Origin of the sequence: Yoonia vestfoldensis SKA53 (assembly GCF_000152785.1) — a bacterium.
GTDB classification, from domain to species: domain Bacteria; phylum Pseudomonadota; class Alphaproteobacteria; order Rhodobacterales; family Rhodobacteraceae; genus Yoonia; species Yoonia vestfoldensis_A.
Map to the genome: position 1 here is coordinate 348,158 of NZ_CH672414.1, position 13,503 is coordinate 361,660.

A 13,503-nucleotide genomic window follows, 5' to 3' on the forward strand; every position below is an offset into this window, starting at 1 on the left:
CAAACTTAGCAAGAACCAAGGAGTCCCGCGTGACCGAAACAGACAGCGATTGGTACAGCCCCGAGGCCGCGACCTTTGGCGACAGGCTGGCAGGCGCGCGCGAAGCCGCAGGGCTGAGCCAGAAAGACCTTGCCAAATCATTGGGTGTCAAGTTCGCAACCTTGGTATCTTGGGAAAATGACACGGGCGAACCCCGCGCCAACCGGCTGCAGATGCTGGCAGGGATGCTGGGCGTGTCGCTGGGCTGGTTGATGACCGGGCTGGGCGACGGGCTGGCCGCCCCCGATGATGCCACCGAAATCCCCGCCAATGTGGCAGTCCTGATGCAAGAGATGCGGCGCCTGCGCGCACAGATGGTGCAGACGCTTGACAAGATGGGGCAAGTGGAAAAACAGCTTCAGACAGCATTGCGCAGGACATGATGACAGAAACCACCGAACACACCCGCAAACGGTTGCACATGCGCTCCATGCGGCGCGGGATCAAGGAAATGGACCTGATCCTGCCGGCCTTTGCCGCCGAGCATCTGGCGGACATGGATGAGGCGGAACTGGCGCTTTATGATGCGCTTTTGTCCGAAAACGACCATGATCTGTATGGTTGGGTCGGCGGGCAATTCGCGGTGCCTGATGTCTATGCCGACATGATCTCGCGGATCGCGGCAGGCGCACATGGGGTCACGCGCCCTGCGGCGGCGCATTAACCTTATATTGGTTTGTTTGCCTTAGACCTTCTGCAGAACAGCAGACGGAGCGGCGGGATGAGCGTTCATACCAATCTGGGAAAGCAGGATAAATCCGGCTTGACGGACGCGCGCAGCGCATCTTTCATGGCGTCCTATCTGGATGTTCTGACCTTGGTCGAACGATTGCACCGTTTGCTGCTTGACGTGATCAAGGATGAATTCGAACGGGTCGGCATTCTTGAAATCAACGCGGTGCAGGCGCTGTTGTTGTTCAATATCGCCGAAAACGAGGTGACGGCAGGCGAATTGAAATCGCGCGGCTATTATCAAGGCTCGAACGTGTCTTATAATCTCAAGAAACTGGTCGAACTTGGCTATATGCACCACCAGCGCAGCGAAATCGACCGCCGGTCAGTGCGGGTGCGCCTTACCGAAAAGGGGCGCAATGTCCGGTTGATCGTGGCGAAACTGTTTGCCACCCATGCCGATGGCCTGTTGGACCGGCAGGTGCTGGACCATGCCGGTCTTGACGAAATTTCCTCCGCACTCCGCCGGGTTGAACGGTATTGGAGCGATCAGATCCGCTATATCTACTGACCGGATCTGATCTGTGCCGGCCTTACCAATGGCCGGTATTGTCCATGCTGGCCCAGGGCTCAGCCGGCGGCAGGTTGTCGCCTTCCTGCAGCAATTCGATCGAAATGTTGTCGGGTGACCGTACAAATGCCATATGGCCGTCGCGGGGCGGGCGGTTGATGGTCACGCCATTGTCCATCAGATGCTGGCACAGCGCGTAGATGTCGCTGGTCCGATAGGCCAGATGCCCGAAATGGCGGCTGTCCGACGGCAAGCCCGCATCGCCGTCCCAATTATAGGTCAGCTCGACCGGACAATCCTCTTGTCCCGGCGGCGCCATGAACACGAGCGAAAACCGCCCCTTGTCATTGTCGATGCGCCGCGTTTCGCGCAGGCCAAGCAAGGCGTAAAACGCCATCGACGCCTCGAGGTCTTTCACGCGCACCATCGTGTGCAGGTAGGTCAGGGTCATTGTTGCAATCCTTCTGTCATCTTCACGCCAGCCTAACGCGGCTGGGCAGGGGGCGAAACAACCGAACCGATCAAAAAGGCGATAAGTGCCGCAGCCGCGCGCAGGATAACCGGCACAAGCAGCGGCCAGCAGGGCCAATACGTTGATTTTACGTCTATTTATTCAGGGGGTTCACCAATGGCAGTCCCTAGGGGAATCGAACCCCTCTTTCCAGGTTGAAAACCTGGCGTCCTAACCGATAGACGAAGGGACCGCACTTGGTGTCGCGCTTTTAGGCAAAGCCCGCAGCGCGCGCAAGGGGGAATTTACGGTTTTTTCCGAACCCGCATCAATGCGCGGGCGCGGCGTCTTCGAGGCGCAATTGCACCGATTGGCGGCCTTGCCAGACATTGACTTCGATCCGTCCGGCAAGGTGGAACCGGGTGCCGTTATGCTGCAGCAGCGCAGGCCCCAAAGGCCCATCCATTGCCCCAAAACAGATCGCGTCGATCCGCGCACCCAGCCCGTCGCCAAAGCTGATCTTGAGATGGGTTTCGCCCACTTGTTTGGCGAAAAGAATCTGGCAATCGGGAAAGGCGAAACGCGGGGCAGGCGCGCCCGCCCCGAACGGCCCCGCATCATCAAGCAAGGTCACCAGATCGACCGTTGCCGCCCCCGGCATCAGGATACCGTCCAACCGCAGATCGGCAGGCCCCAGCGCGCTGGCCCCTTGTTTGTCCAGCAATTCCGCCAGCCGCGCCATCGCCGGTTCCAGCCTGTCCTGCGCGACACTCAGCCCCGCCGCCATCTTGTGCCCGCCACCTTTCAGCAGCAGCCCTTCGCTGGCCAGCCGCTGGATCGCAGCACCCAGATCAATGCCCGATACCGACCGACCCGATCCTTTGCCGATTCCATCCTCGAGCCCGATCACGACTGCGGGGCGGTTGGTGGCCTCTTTCAGCCGGGCCGCGACGATCCCGACCACGCCCGGGTGCCAACCTTCTCCCGCCGCCCAGACCAGCGGGCCATCCGTGCCGCGCGCCAGCGCCTGTGCGATGGCCACATCACGCACCGCCTGTTCCACGGCGCGCCGGTCGGTGTTCAGCTGGTCGAGCATATCCGCCAGATCGCGCGCCTCTGCGGGATCATCGCTGGCCAGCAATCGCGCGCCCAGATCGGCCTTGCCGATCCGGCCGCCCGCATTGACCCGCGGCCCCAGCAAAAACCCCAGATGATAGGCTGTGGGTGCCGCATCCAGCCCCGACACATCCGCCAGCGCTGTCAGCCCCACACGCGCACGGCGCGCCATCACCACCAGCCCTTGGCGCACAAAGGCGCGGTTCACCCCCACAAGGGGGGCGACATCAGCGACAGTGGCCAGCGCCACAAGATCAAGCATCGCCATCAGATCCGGCCCCGCCTTGCCCGCATCCCGCAACTGCCGGTTCGCCTCAACCAGCATTAAAAACACAACGCCCGCGGCACAGAGATGCGCCAGATCGCCGCTTTCGTCCTGCCGGTTTGGGTTCACGACAGCATAGGCCGCCGGCAGGGTCTCGCCGCCAAGATGATGGTCCAGCACGATCACATCCGCGCGCACCGCCGCGGCAATCGGGCCATGCGACAGCGTCCCGCAATCGACGCAGATGATCAGGTCATGCGCCGCAGCCAATTCTGCCATGGCGGGCTCATTGGGGCCATAGCCTTCGTCGATGCGGTCAGGGATATAGAGCGTCGCGCGCAATCCCCGCTGCCGCAGCCAGACGATCAAAAGCGCAGCCGACGCCCCGCCATCTACGTCATAATCGGCAAAAACCGCGATCCGCTCGCGCCCTGCCACGGCCTGCAAAAACCGCGTGGCCGCCTTTTCCATGTCACGCAAACTGCGCGGATCAGGCAGCAGATCGCGCAGAGTCGGAGCCAGAAACAACGCCGCCTCCTGCGACGGCACGCCGCGCCGCGCAAGCGTCCGGCACAGCGCGGGCGGCAGGTTGGTCGCCTGCACCATCGCCTCGGCAGCGCGGTCTTCCTGCGCGTTTGGCCCAACCCAACGGCGACCGGTCAAGGACGCAGCCACCCCTAGAAACGCATGATCTTGTGGTATGTTCATGCACCCATACTAGCAGCGCCGCCGCCGCCATGCCACGCCCTGACTTCTTATTTCCTAAAATACTCCCGCCGGAGGCGGCGCGTCAGCGCCTCAGCGCACGGGATTGCGATAGATCATCCGCCGCACCGATCCAGTTTTGGACCGCATCAGGATCGTCTCGGCGGTGACAAAACCGACCTCGCGCTTGATGCCCGGTACCAAAGATCCATCCGTGACACCGGTCGCGGCAAAGATCACATCGCCTGTCACAAGGTCGTCACGGGTATACACACGGTCAAAATTGGTGATCCCGGCCTTGGTTGCGCGCGCGCGCTCATCATCGTTGCGAAACAAAAGCCGGCCGAAAATCTGCCCGCCCATGCATTTCAGCGCGGCTGCGGCCAGCACACCTTCGGGCGCACCGCCAGACCCCATATACATGTCGATGCCGGTGATATCGGGTTCGGCACAATGCATGACACCGGCGACATCACCATCGGTGATCAGCCGGATCGCGGCCCCCGTGGCGCGGATTTCGGCAATCATGTCTTCGTGGCGCGGGCGTTCCAGCACGCAGACGGTGATATCCTTGGTCGAACAGCCCTTGGCGGCGGCCAGCGCCGAAACACGTTCCGCAGGCGACATATCCAGCGTCACGACACCGGTTCGAAACCCAGGCCCGATCGCCAGCTTGTCCATATAGACATCCGGCGCATGCAACATCGACCCGCGCGGGCCCATCGCAATCACGGCCAATGCATTGGGCATGTCCTTGGCGGTCAGCGTGGTGCCTTCCAGCGGGTCAAGCGCGATATCCACGCCCGGCCCATTGCCGGTGCCGACCTCTTCGCCGATGAACAGCATCGGGGCTTCGTCGCGTTCACCTTCGCCGATCACCACGACACCGGCAATATCGAGCTTGTTGAGCTGATTGCGCATCGCATCCACCGCCGCCTGATCGGCGGCCTTTTCATCGCCGCGCCCGATCAGAGAGGCGCAGGCGATGGCGGCAGCTTCAGAGACGCGGGCCAGACCGAGCGACAGGTTGCGGTCGTTGAAATCGGCGGGGCTGGGCATATGGGTATTCCTTCGGGATGTTCGCCCCGACGTAAACCCTGCTTGGGCCACGGTCGCAAGGCTGTTTGCGCTAAACCGCCTCGATCCGGATCGCGACTGGATCGCCCGACACCACGCCGGTGTCCTTGAACGCGGCCAAAGCCTCGTCCAATGCGGTGCGGGTCGTCTTATGCGTCACGATCAACACAGGTGCCGTGGGTTCGGCATGGCCATATTGGCGCATCCGGTCGATGGAAATGCCCGCATCGCCCAAGGCGCGCGCGACCTTGGCCAGCGCACCGGGTTTATCAAGCAGTTGCAGCCGCAGATAATAGGGGGCGGGGACCGCCGCCAATGCGGGGCGCGCGCGCCGCAGGCTGGTCGCGGGCTGACCAAAGGTCGAGATCCGCAGGCCGCGCGCGATATCCATCACATCGCCCATCACGGCACTGGCGGTCGGGCCTTCGCCTGCACCGGGGCCACGCAGCACGATCTGGCCGACCGAATCGCCTTCCAGCACAATCATATTGGTGCCGCCCTGCAACTGGCCAAGCGGTGATGTGTCCGGCACCAGACAAGGCGACATCCGTTGTTCCAGCCCGCGCCCGGTCATCTGTGCGACACCCAAAAGCTTGATCTTGAATCCCATATCGGCGGCTTGGCGGATATCTTCGATACTGACCGCACCAATCCCTTCCAGCTGCACGGCATCGAAATCCACCTGCGTGCCGAATGCGATGGCCGATAACAGCGCCAGTTTGTGCCCGGCGTCGATCCCGCCCACATCCAGTTCGGGGTCGGCTTCCAGATAGCCAAGGGCATTGGCCTCGTCGAACACCTCGCTATAGGTCAGGCCCGCGTTTTCCATGCGGGTCAGGATGTAATTGCAGCTTCCGTTCATCACGCCCATGATCCGGATGATGTCATTGGCGGCCAGCCCTTCGGTCAGCGCCTTGACGACGGGAATACCGCCAGCAACGGCGGCCTCAAAGCGGACCACACGGCCTGCGGCCTCGGCGGCTTCGGCGATGGCCTGACCGTGCACGGCCAGCAGCGCCTTGTTGGCGGAAACCACATCCTTGCCTGCGGCAATTGCGGCCTCGGTCGCTTCCTTTGCGGGGCCATCATGGCCGCCCATCACCTCGATGAACAGATCGACATCATCGCGGCGGGCAAGGGCCACAGGATCATCTTCCCATGCATAGCCCGACAGATCGACGCCGCGATCCTTGTCACGGCTGCGCGCCGATACCGCACTGATCGAGATCGCACGACCAGAGCGCGCCTGTAACAGATCGGCATGTTTCTGCACGATCCGCACGACGCCCACGCCAACGGTGCCCAGTCCCGCAATGCCGAGCCTTAAGGGGTGTGTCATGCTGTCAAATCCATCTGTGTCGCGGTTTCCATGCGGTGTAGCGAATAGATATGGCTACTGCAACGCGTCCGGATCAATCGCGCGCAGCGTCGCCGCACGGCGTTGCAACGCGGCCAGCCGGTTTTCCATGCCGTCCGCTTCGGTCATGACCGGTGCGGGCAGATCTTCCAGCGGTGCCAGACGCGGGTAAGGGGCAAGGCGCGCGGTGTCGGATAGGGTGCCGTCAAGCGCGGGAATATCCGCGCAGGCGGCAAGGATAAGCAAAAAGGGCAGGGCATAGCGCATGTGGCAGACAATAGACATGCAGCGGCCTTTGCAGCAAGTCGGGCTTTTCATTTGAACGACTGTTCAGTTAGATGGGCCCATGGCGCGCAAACAAGGGTCTCATTCCGATATCACCGGCCCACGGGTGCAGGACACGGCCTTGCGGCTGATCGCGCGGCATGGCTATGCGGCCGTGTCGATGCGCCAGATCGCGGCTGAGGTGGGCGTACAGGCGGGGGCGCTATATAATTACACCCCTGACAAGCAGACCCTGCTGTTCGATCTGATGCGCGCGCATATGCAGGAGGTGCTGGATGCGCTGGCCGCGGCCGATCTGCGCGGTGATCCGCCCGCGCGGCTGGATGGGTTTACGCGGTTTCATATACGGTTCCATCTGCCGCGGCCGGATCAGGTGTTCGTATCCTATATGGAATTGCGCAACCTTGCGCCTGAAAACTTTGCCATTCTGGAATCCATGCGCCGCGACTATGAAACCGCGCTTGAAGATATCCTGCGCGACGGGGTGGCGGCAGGCGTGTTTGCCGTGCCTGACACGCGGATCGCGACAATGGCAATCATTGCCATGTTGACCGGGCTCAGCCATTGGTACCGCGAAGGTGGCAGGCTGGGCATGGATGCGATCGAAGAAATCTATTGCAACCTTGTTCAGAAATCCGTCCGGCGCTGACGCGAAAGGCTATCCATGTTCAACCCCGATCACACCGGCGGTTATCCTACCGTCCATGCTTCCGAGGGGCGCCGTTATTTTGCCTGTGCGGTAATCTACGGGTTGGGCGGATTGCTGATCTATACGGCGATGGCCCATCCACCTGACCTGATCTGGTTGATCTTTATGTTGGGTTTCGGGGCGGCGATGCTGTGGCTGGGGGAAATGATGCGCCGTGCCACGCGGTTGGGCATTGTGCTGACCGACGCCGACCTGCGCGACACCGATGGCATGGTTCTGGTGCGGATCGACGATATCGCGCTGGTGGACCGGGGCGCGCTGGCGTTGAAACCGGCCAATGGCTTTACGCTGGTGCTGCACAAACGTCAGCCGCCGGGCTGGTCGCCCGGCATGTGGTGGCGGATCGGTAAACGCGTGGGCATTGGCGGTGTCACCGCAGCAGGCCCGGCCAAGTTCATTGCCGAACAGATCGCCCTGCGTATCAAGGCGCGCAGCGGCTGATCAGCAAATCTCGTCGCCATTGGTCGGGATCGACGGTGTCGGGTCAAAGCAGATCGCTGGCACGAACCGTGGCGATATGACCGTGAACGTCGTCATCTGGACCGGATCCAGAGTGTTGTTCGTGAAGGGCGCGATGCCCAGCGAAAACGGCGCGCGATAGGCGGCGCTTGTTTCAACAAGAAGCGATGTCGCCCCATCCGCCAGCAGCGGCAGGCGGTCTGTCATCAAGGCAAGATCGGCATCCGTCAGCGCCTGACCCATACCGCGACTTTCAGACCAGCGCAGCACATAGCGGTTCGCTCCCGCGTCCCATGCATAGGATGTGACACGCAGGGTGGGGGCGGGGTCGAATTCGACCAGCGTGCGCAGTAGCGCCTGCGCTGCATCAACATAGCCCGCACCGATGGCAACAGGCGCGCTGGCCTCGCGGCTGAACATATCCGCGATGGTCAGGCCTGCGCGCGCGCTGCGGGTTTCCGCGCGGAAGGCATCGAAATAAACCAGCGTGGACAACAAGGCCCATGTGATGATCGGCGTCACCAGCACCAGTTCAATGGCGGCTGATCCATCTTCGTTATCGCGAAGGCGTTTGATCAGATCGGTCATCATGATCCTGGTGTGTTTCGGAACGGTTCCACGACGAAAGCCGTGGTCGAGACCAGCGCATAAGACCCGCCCGCCGCGCTGTCTGCATTGGCGTCAACAATGGTGCGTCCCAAAAGGCTGGTCGGCAGCACCGGATCAAGCCGGACGCAAACGCGCAGAAAGATCAATTCGTTGTTGCCGCCGCTGGTGAAGGACGTGACAGGCTGAACTTCGGCGCCCCGATCAATGCATTGCACCGTGTCGGGCACATCGACCCAATTGCGCAGGTCGCGGCGGATCATTTCCAGCTGCAACTGGTTTTCGCAATCGGGCAAGAGCCGCGCCACGTTGCAGATATTGGTGCGCAGGCTGGCGCGGGTCGGGTTGGGGATTGCCCCGATGCGCACATCACGCACCACGACATCTACCGCCCGTTCCAGCGCGAAATGGCGCAGCGAAATCATCCCGCTTTCGTAGGTCATCAGAAAGAATGTCATGAACACCGGAAAGATGATCACGAATTCAACCGTGACCACACCATCCTCGTTGGCGCTAAACCGGCGCAAAAGATCGCGTAAACGCAAGGCGGACGTCACAGGTTCAACCTCAGGTCAGTGATCCGTTCGGCAATACCGGAAAAGACGTCGATCAGCTCGGCACCGCTGGTGCGGAAAAACATGGATGGATCAGAGGCGCAGTTGCGCATCTGCAGGTCGGCGGCGCTGTTCGGCTGCACCTCGAATGCGACGGTATAGACGTCCACACTGCGCGCGGGTTGGTTGGCCAATGTGCAAATCGCCTCGAACCTGCCAACGTTGGTGGCGGCATCGACAAATTGGCCACGGTTGTCCCTGCCATTGATGGACCGCGAGATGATGTAGTCGATGTCCCTTTCCTGCTGCGCAATGCGCGGTCTTTCCTGTTGCGTGATATCGCCATCGGTCATCAAAACGATGATCTTTTTGGTTTCAGGATCGTCCCATGCGGCAGGGCGGTTCGCAAATTGGGGCGGGACAAGCCCCCTGCCGGGGTGGCTGAGATGCATGAAAGCGGGTTGGCTGGACGGGTCGAGCGTCGCAAGCGCGTATTTCATCGCATAATGCGTGCCGGTGCCGTCATGCATCCGCAGGCCATTGATGAAAGACCGGGCCTGCGCAGGCGTGGCCATGGCATATTGGATCGATGACCTGTCCTGCGGGCACCAGCCCCAATCCATCACCGATCTGGCGATATCCCAGACCTGGAAATGTGGCACTTGTGCGCGTCCGGCCCCCGGCAAACCGGCGCTGGACCAGTCGCTGCCGACCATTTCCACACAAGACGACACCTGTGGAAAGAAATAATCGTCCTCGGTCCCCAGAATGCCATCATCACCCGCCAGCAACGTATCGGGATAGCGCACGCCGCCCATGAAGGCGAACATCTCTGGCCCCGGATTTGTCGCGCCCGCATAGGGGATGATCGTCAAGGACACGGTACCGCCATTGGCGGGGTCCAACACTTCTTCGGCAAAGGCGATCGCCGCGGCCTGCATGTTCACGAACCGGTTGCTAAAGCGCATCGAGCCTGAAATATCCAGCACCAGCGAAATTTCGACCTTGCCGACACCTTCGGTCGCGCTTGACCGCGCGGGGGCTGTCAGACGGTCCATGCCGGCCAGCCGCAGGTAGAAGGTGTTCACATCAAGTGCGGACCGCACCGTCACGGTGCGCGAATTCCCGTTGTCCACCACGATAGGCGCGCCGACCAACGCATTGGGAAATCCTGCTTTGGCAAAGTAATCCTCGACAACATCGCGTGAATCGAGGGTCTGGTTCAAACTGGCCGCCGCTAGAACGGCACGGTCCGACACCGATTGCAGAGTCGCGCGCCGCGCCTCATAGCGCATGAAATCAACCGCCATGCCGCCCATGATCAACATCGTGACCAGCAGCAGGATCGTCATGATAATGACGCTGCCGTCCTCGTCCCGTCCAAAGGCGTGCAAATATCTGATGCGCCAGCGTGGGTTGTGTGCCTTGCTTGTCAAAGGCAGCTTTGAATTTTGCATTCTGAATCCTCGCAGCTGGCGATTTTCATCGTGCCTTGTTCATGAAAGCGTTCATCTTGTGTTTATCACAAGCGGCTGGACTGCGTGACAAGAATGTTAAGATTTATGCAGTGAAAAGAGATGTTTATAGCATATTAATGGACAGTTTATCGAAATACATATGACTGTTTATTTCTGCGAAACAAACGCCCGCAGCCGATTGATCGGATCCAGCACATGCTGGCGGGTAAATCGTCTGTTTTTTGAAAATTGCCGCTTTTCTCATCTTGTTTTAGCGAATCGCCCCTATGTTAGCGGTGGGGCGTGATGCGCCCGAACAGACCCGGCGCTGCGCCGGGAAAGGAAGGAATGACAATGAACGCCCACGATCCTGCGCAGGAACCCAGTTTCCGCGAATCCGTTGATCTGATGTTCAACCGTGCCGTTGCCCTGATGGACCTCAGCCCCGGTTTGGAGGAAAAGATCAGGGTCTGCAACGCAACCTATACGGTGCGTTTCGGTGTGCGCCTGCGTGGCGCGCTGCATACATTCACCGGTTATCGTTCGGTGCATTCCGAACATATGGAACCGGTCAAGGGCGGCATCCGCTATGCCATCAACGTGCATCAGGACGAGGTAGAGGCGTTGGCGGCGCTGATGACCTACAAATGTGCGCTGGTAGAGGCACCTTTTGGTGGCTCCAAGGGTGGCTTGCGGATCAATCCTGCCGATTGGAACGAACATGAGCTGGAACTGATCACCCGCCGTTTCGCCTATGAATTGATCAAGCGCGACCTGATCAATCCCGCGCAGAACGTGCCTGCACCCGACATGGGGACAGGTGAGCGTGAAATGGCCTGGATCGCGGATCAGTACCGGCGCATGAACACCACCGATATCAATGCTGCGGCCTGTGTAACGGGCAAGCCCACCAATGCAGGCGGCATCGCCGGCCGGGTCGAGGCGACGGGGCGCGGCGTGCAATACGCCCTGCGCGAGTTCTTTCGCTATCCCGAGGATGTGGCCAAGGCAAACCTGTCCGGCAGCCTTGATGGCAAGCGCGTGATCGTGCAAGGGCTGGGCAATGTTGGCTATCACGCCGCCAAGTTCCTGTCCGAAGAAGATGGCGCGCTGATCACCACGATTATCGAACGCGACGGGGCGCTGCATGACGAAGCGGGGCTGCATGTCGAAACCGTCCGCGCCTGGATTACCAAGAATGGTGGTCTGGCCAATTATCCGCATGCCAAGCATATCCCCGACGGGGCCAGTATGCTGGAGGCTGACTGCGACATCCTGATCCCCGCCGCATTGGAGGCGGTGATCAACCTGTCCAACGCCGACCGCATCAAGGCCCCCCTGATCATCGAGGCTGCGAATGGCCCCGTGACCGCGGGTGCCGATGAAATCCTGCGCGACAAAGGCTGTGTGATCATCCCTGACATGTATGCCAATGCGGGTGGCGTGACGGTGTCCTATTTCGAATGGGTCAAAAACCTGTCGCACATCCGGTTTGGCCGGATGCAGCGCCGCCAGGAAGAATCGCGCCACCAGCTGGTCGTGGACGAATTGGAACGCTTGTCGGCGGACAAAGGTCTTGGCTGGAGCTTGTCGCCCGATTTCAAGGACAAATATCTGCGCGGCGCGGATGAGCTGGAACTGGTCCGCTCGGGGCTCGACGATACGATGCGGTCGGCCTATCAGGCGATGCGCGCGGTCTGGCACGGGCGCGCCGATGTGCATGATTTGCGCACGGCGGCCTATCTGGTGTCGATCCGCAAGGTTGCTGACAGCTATCGCGCCAAGGGGCTGTAGAGGCTGAAACGTAAGGTGGATCATGATCCGCCTTACACCCGCATTTGCCCTTTCGGTCTGCCGCCAATCGGCTAGAGTCGGGCTGGCGTGGTGAGGGGCAGGGCATGGGCTATTCGGGGTTTCAGATCATCAAGGAAGGGTTGTTCGGCCAGAAAGGCTGGAAACCGCTCTGGCGTGATCCCGCGCCAAAAGCGCGCTATGACGCGATCATCATCGGTGGTGGCGGGCATGGGTTGGCCACCGCCTATTACCTTGCCCGCGAACATGGGCTGACCAATATCGCTGTGCTGGAAAAGGGCCATATCGGCGGCGGCAATATCGGGCGCAACACCACCATCGTGCGCGCCAATTATTTCCTGCCGGGCAATCAGGAATTCTATTCGCATTCGCTCAAGCTGTGGGAAGGGATGGAACAGGATCTCAATTACAACGTGATGCATTCGCAGCGCGGGCTGATCAACCTGTTCCATTCCGACGGCCAGCGCGATGCCTTCGTGCGGCGCGGCAATGCGATGATCAATCAAGGCGATGATGCGATCCTGCTGGACCGCGAAGGCGTGCGCAGCCATCTGCCCTATCTCGATTTCGACAATGGCCGTTTCCCGATCTACGGCGGCCTGTATCACCCGCGCGGCGGCACGGCGCGCCATGATGCGGTTGCCTGGGGCTATGCGCGCGGTGCTGACCAGCGCGGCGTCGATCTGATCCAGAATTGCGAAGTCACCGGCATCGACATCGAAAACGGCGTTGTGACCGGCGTCCAAACCACGCGCGGCGCAATCAGGGCGCGCAAGGTCGGGATTGTCACCGCAGGCCGCTCAGGGCAGGTCGCGGCCATGGCCGGGATGCGCCTGCCGATCGAAAGCCATGTCTTGCAAGCCTTTGTCACCGAGGGGCTGAAACCCGTGATCGACCATGTCGTCAGTTTCGGCATGGGGCATTTCTATATCAGCCAGTCTGACAAGGGCGGGTTGGTCTTTGGCGGCGATCTGGATTTCTATGCATCCTACGCGGCCCGCGGCAACCTGCCGATGGCCGAACACGTGATGGAGGCCGCAATGACCCTGATGCCGATGATCGGCAAGGCGCGCGTGCTGCGGTCCTGGGGCGGGATCATGGACATGACCCCCGACGGCAGCCCGATCATCGACACCACGCCGACCAAGGGTTTGTTCATCGACTGCGGCTGGTGCTATGGCGGGTTCAAGGCGGTGCCGGCCTCTGGCTTTGCCTTTGCGCATCTGATGGCGACTGGCCAGCCCCATGCAACGGCGGCGAAGTTCCGGCTTGATCGGTTCCGCACCGGGGTCGGGTTGATGGACGAAGAAGGCACCGGGTCGCAGCATAACCTGCATTGAGCGCACGAACAGAGTATTTTGGGGAAAT

At 61.0% G+C, this 13,503-nt stretch carries 15 protein-coding genes and 1 tRNA gene; 7 read left to right on the plus strand and 9 right to left on the minus strand.

Going from position 1 to position 13,503, the window contains the following annotated elements:
* The first annotated feature begins 29 nt into the window (after positions 1-29).
* From SKA53_RS01805 to SKA53_RS01815, 3 genes are read left to right on the plus strand one after another with little or no spacing between them, the layout of a single operon-like run.
* Positions 30-422, plus strand: coding sequence for a helix-turn-helix domain-containing protein (locus SKA53_RS01805; RefSeq protein ID WP_007204328.1), 393 nt, complete (start codon positions 30-32; stop codon positions 420-422).
* Entirely contained in the window at positions 422-703 is a 282-nt protein-coding gene (locus tag SKA53_RS01810; protein ID WP_040483059.1) for a succinate dehydrogenase assembly factor 2, read from the plus strand. The genes SKA53_RS01805 and SKA53_RS01810 overlap by 1 nt, the downstream gene beginning before the upstream one ends.
* A 57-nt stretch (positions 704-760) precedes the next feature.
* Entirely contained in the window at positions 761-1,282 is a 522-nt protein-coding gene (locus tag SKA53_RS01815) for a MarR family winged helix-turn-helix transcriptional regulator (RefSeq protein ID WP_007204330.1), read from the plus strand.
* A 22-nt stretch (positions 1,283-1,304) separates the two neighbouring features.
* On the opposite strand, the gene SKA53_RS01820 is transcribed toward SKA53_RS01815, so the two are convergent.
* The 6 genes from SKA53_RS01820 to SKA53_RS01845 form a co-directional block, all read right to left on the minus strand.
* Positions 1,305-1,733, minus strand: a complete 429-nt coding sequence (locus SKA53_RS01820; protein WP_040482747.1) for a VOC family protein — start codon at positions 1,731-1,733, stop codon at positions 1,305-1,307.
* Between the two features lie 178 nt (positions 1,734-1,911).
* Positions 1,912-1,986 (minus strand) — tRNA-Glu (locus SKA53_RS01825).
* Positions 1,987-2,061: 75 nt separating this feature from the next.
* On the minus strand, positions 2,062-3,822 hold the full coding sequence (gene recJ / locus SKA53_RS01830; RefSeq protein WP_007204332.1) for a single-stranded-DNA-specific exonuclease RecJ: 1,761 nt from the start codon (positions 3,820-3,822) through the stop codon (positions 2,062-2,064).
* 90 nt (positions 3,823-3,912) lie between these two features.
* Positions 3,913-4,878, minus strand: coding sequence for a class II fructose-bisphosphatase (gene glpX / locus SKA53_RS01835; RefSeq protein ID WP_007204333.1), 966 nt, complete (start codon positions 4,876-4,878; stop codon positions 3,913-3,915).
* A gap of 70 nt (positions 4,879-4,948) precedes the next feature.
* The gene (locus SKA53_RS01840) at positions 4,949-6,235 is read right to left on the minus strand and encodes a homoserine dehydrogenase (RefSeq protein ID WP_007204334.1); all 1,287 of its coding nucleotides are present in this window, start codon (positions 6,233-6,235) and stop codon (positions 4,949-4,951) included.
* Positions 6,236-6,289: 54 nt separating this feature from the next.
* On the minus strand, positions 6,290-6,538 hold the full coding sequence (locus tag SKA53_RS01845; protein WP_242601230.1) for a hypothetical protein: 249 nt from the start codon (positions 6,536-6,538) through the stop codon (positions 6,290-6,292).
* Positions 6,539-6,599: 61 nt separating this feature from the next.
* Here SKA53_RS01845 and SKA53_RS01850 point away from each other — a divergent pair, with 61 nt between their 5' ends.
* Both SKA53_RS01850 and SKA53_RS01855 read left to right on the plus strand, forming a co-directional pair.
* The gene (locus SKA53_RS01850) at positions 6,600-7,187 is read left to right on the plus strand and encodes a TetR/AcrR family transcriptional regulator (protein ID WP_007204336.1); all 588 of its coding nucleotides are present in this window, start codon (positions 6,600-6,602) and stop codon (positions 7,185-7,187) included.
* Between the two features lie 15 nt (positions 7,188-7,202).
* Positions 7,203-7,688: a hypothetical protein gene (locus tag SKA53_RS01855; protein WP_007204337.1), complete on the plus strand. Its 486-nt coding sequence runs from the start codon at positions 7,203-7,205 to the stop codon at positions 7,686-7,688.
* Here SKA53_RS01855 and SKA53_RS01860 read toward each other — a convergent pair whose 3' ends face one another.
* Genes SKA53_RS01860 through SKA53_RS01870 form a run of 3 tightly spaced genes read right to left on the minus strand, consistent with a single transcriptional unit; the run spans position 7,689 to position 10,323 of the window.
* Positions 7,689-8,294 (minus strand): TadE/TadG family type IV pilus assembly protein, encoded by a 606-nt coding sequence (locus tag SKA53_RS01860; protein WP_110549055.1) that lies wholly within the window; start codon positions 8,292-8,294, stop codon positions 7,689-7,691. It lies immediately after the preceding gene.
* Positions 8,294-8,857 carry a TadE/TadG family type IV pilus assembly protein gene (locus tag SKA53_RS01865; RefSeq protein ID WP_242601231.1) on the minus strand — a complete coding sequence of 188 codons (564 nt, stop codon included), beginning with the start codon at positions 8,855-8,857 and terminating at the stop codon, positions 8,294-8,296. Before SKA53_RS01865 ends, SKA53_RS01860 begins: the two co-directional genes overlap by 1 nt.
* A gap of 8 nt (positions 8,858-8,865) precedes the next feature.
* The gene (locus SKA53_RS01870) at positions 8,866-10,323 is read right to left on the minus strand and encodes a TadE/TadG family type IV pilus assembly protein (RefSeq protein ID WP_007204340.1); all 1,458 of its coding nucleotides are present in this window, start codon (positions 10,321-10,323) and stop codon (positions 8,866-8,868) included.
* Positions 10,324-10,677: 354 nt separating this feature from the next.
* Here SKA53_RS01870 and SKA53_RS01875 point away from each other — a divergent pair, with 354 nt between their 5' ends.
* On the plus strand, positions 10,678-12,117 hold the full coding sequence (locus SKA53_RS01875) for a Glu/Leu/Phe/Val family dehydrogenase (protein WP_040482748.1): 1,440 nt from the start codon (positions 10,678-10,680) through the stop codon (positions 12,115-12,117).
* 104 nt (positions 12,118-12,221) lie between these two features.
* A complete protein-coding gene (locus SKA53_RS01880; protein ID WP_007204342.1) occupies positions 12,222-13,475 on the plus strand; it encodes a sarcosine oxidase subunit beta family protein in 1,254 nt (417 codons plus the stop codon).
* Positions 13,476-13,503 lie beyond the last annotated feature (28 nt).

Coding starts and splice junctions, on each gene's coding strand:
- SKA53_RS01810 (WP_040483059.1), top strand. CDS start 422: ATGACAGAAACCACCGAACACACCCGCAAACGGTTGCACATGCGCTCC.
- SKA53_RS01870 (WP_007204340.1), bottom strand. CDS start 10,323: ATGCAAAATTCAAAGCTGCCTTTGACAAGCAAGGCACACAACCCACGC.
- SKA53_RS01880 (WP_007204342.1), top strand. CDS start 12,222: ATGGGCTATTCGGGGTTTCAGATCATCAAGGAAGGGTTGTTCGGCCAG.
- glpX (WP_007204333.1), bottom strand. CDS start 4,878: ATGCCCAGCCCCGCCGATTTCAACGACCGCAACCTGTCGCTCGGTCTG.
- SKA53_RS01850 (WP_007204336.1), top strand. CDS start 6,600: ATGGCGCGCAAACAAGGGTCTCATTCCGATATCACCGGCCCACGGGTG.
- SKA53_RS01855 (WP_007204337.1), top strand. CDS start 7,203: ATGTTCAACCCCGATCACACCGGCGGTTATCCTACCGTCCATGCTTCC.
- SKA53_RS01840 (WP_007204334.1), bottom strand. CDS start 6,235: ATGACACACCCCTTAAGGCTCGGCATTGCGGGACTGGGCACCGTTGGC.
- SKA53_RS01815 (WP_007204330.1), top strand. CDS start 761: ATGAGCGTTCATACCAATCTGGGAAAGCAGGATAAATCCGGCTTGACG.
- recJ (WP_007204332.1), bottom strand. CDS start 3,822: ATGAACATACCACAAGATCATGCGTTTCTAGGGGTGGCTGCGTCCTTG.
- SKA53_RS01860 (WP_110549055.1), bottom strand. CDS start 8,294: ATGACCGATCTGATCAAACGCCTTCGCGATAACGAAGATGGATCAGCC.
- SKA53_RS01845 (WP_242601230.1), bottom strand. CDS start 6,538: ATGTCTATTGTCTGCCACATGCGCTATGCCCTGCCCTTTTTGCTTATC.
- SKA53_RS01820 (WP_040482747.1), bottom strand. CDS start 1,733: ATGACCCTGACCTACCTGCACACGATGGTGCGCGTGAAAGACCTCGAG.
- SKA53_RS01875 (WP_040482748.1), top strand. CDS start 10,678: ATGAACGCCCACGATCCTGCGCAGGAACCCAGTTTCCGCGAATCCGTT.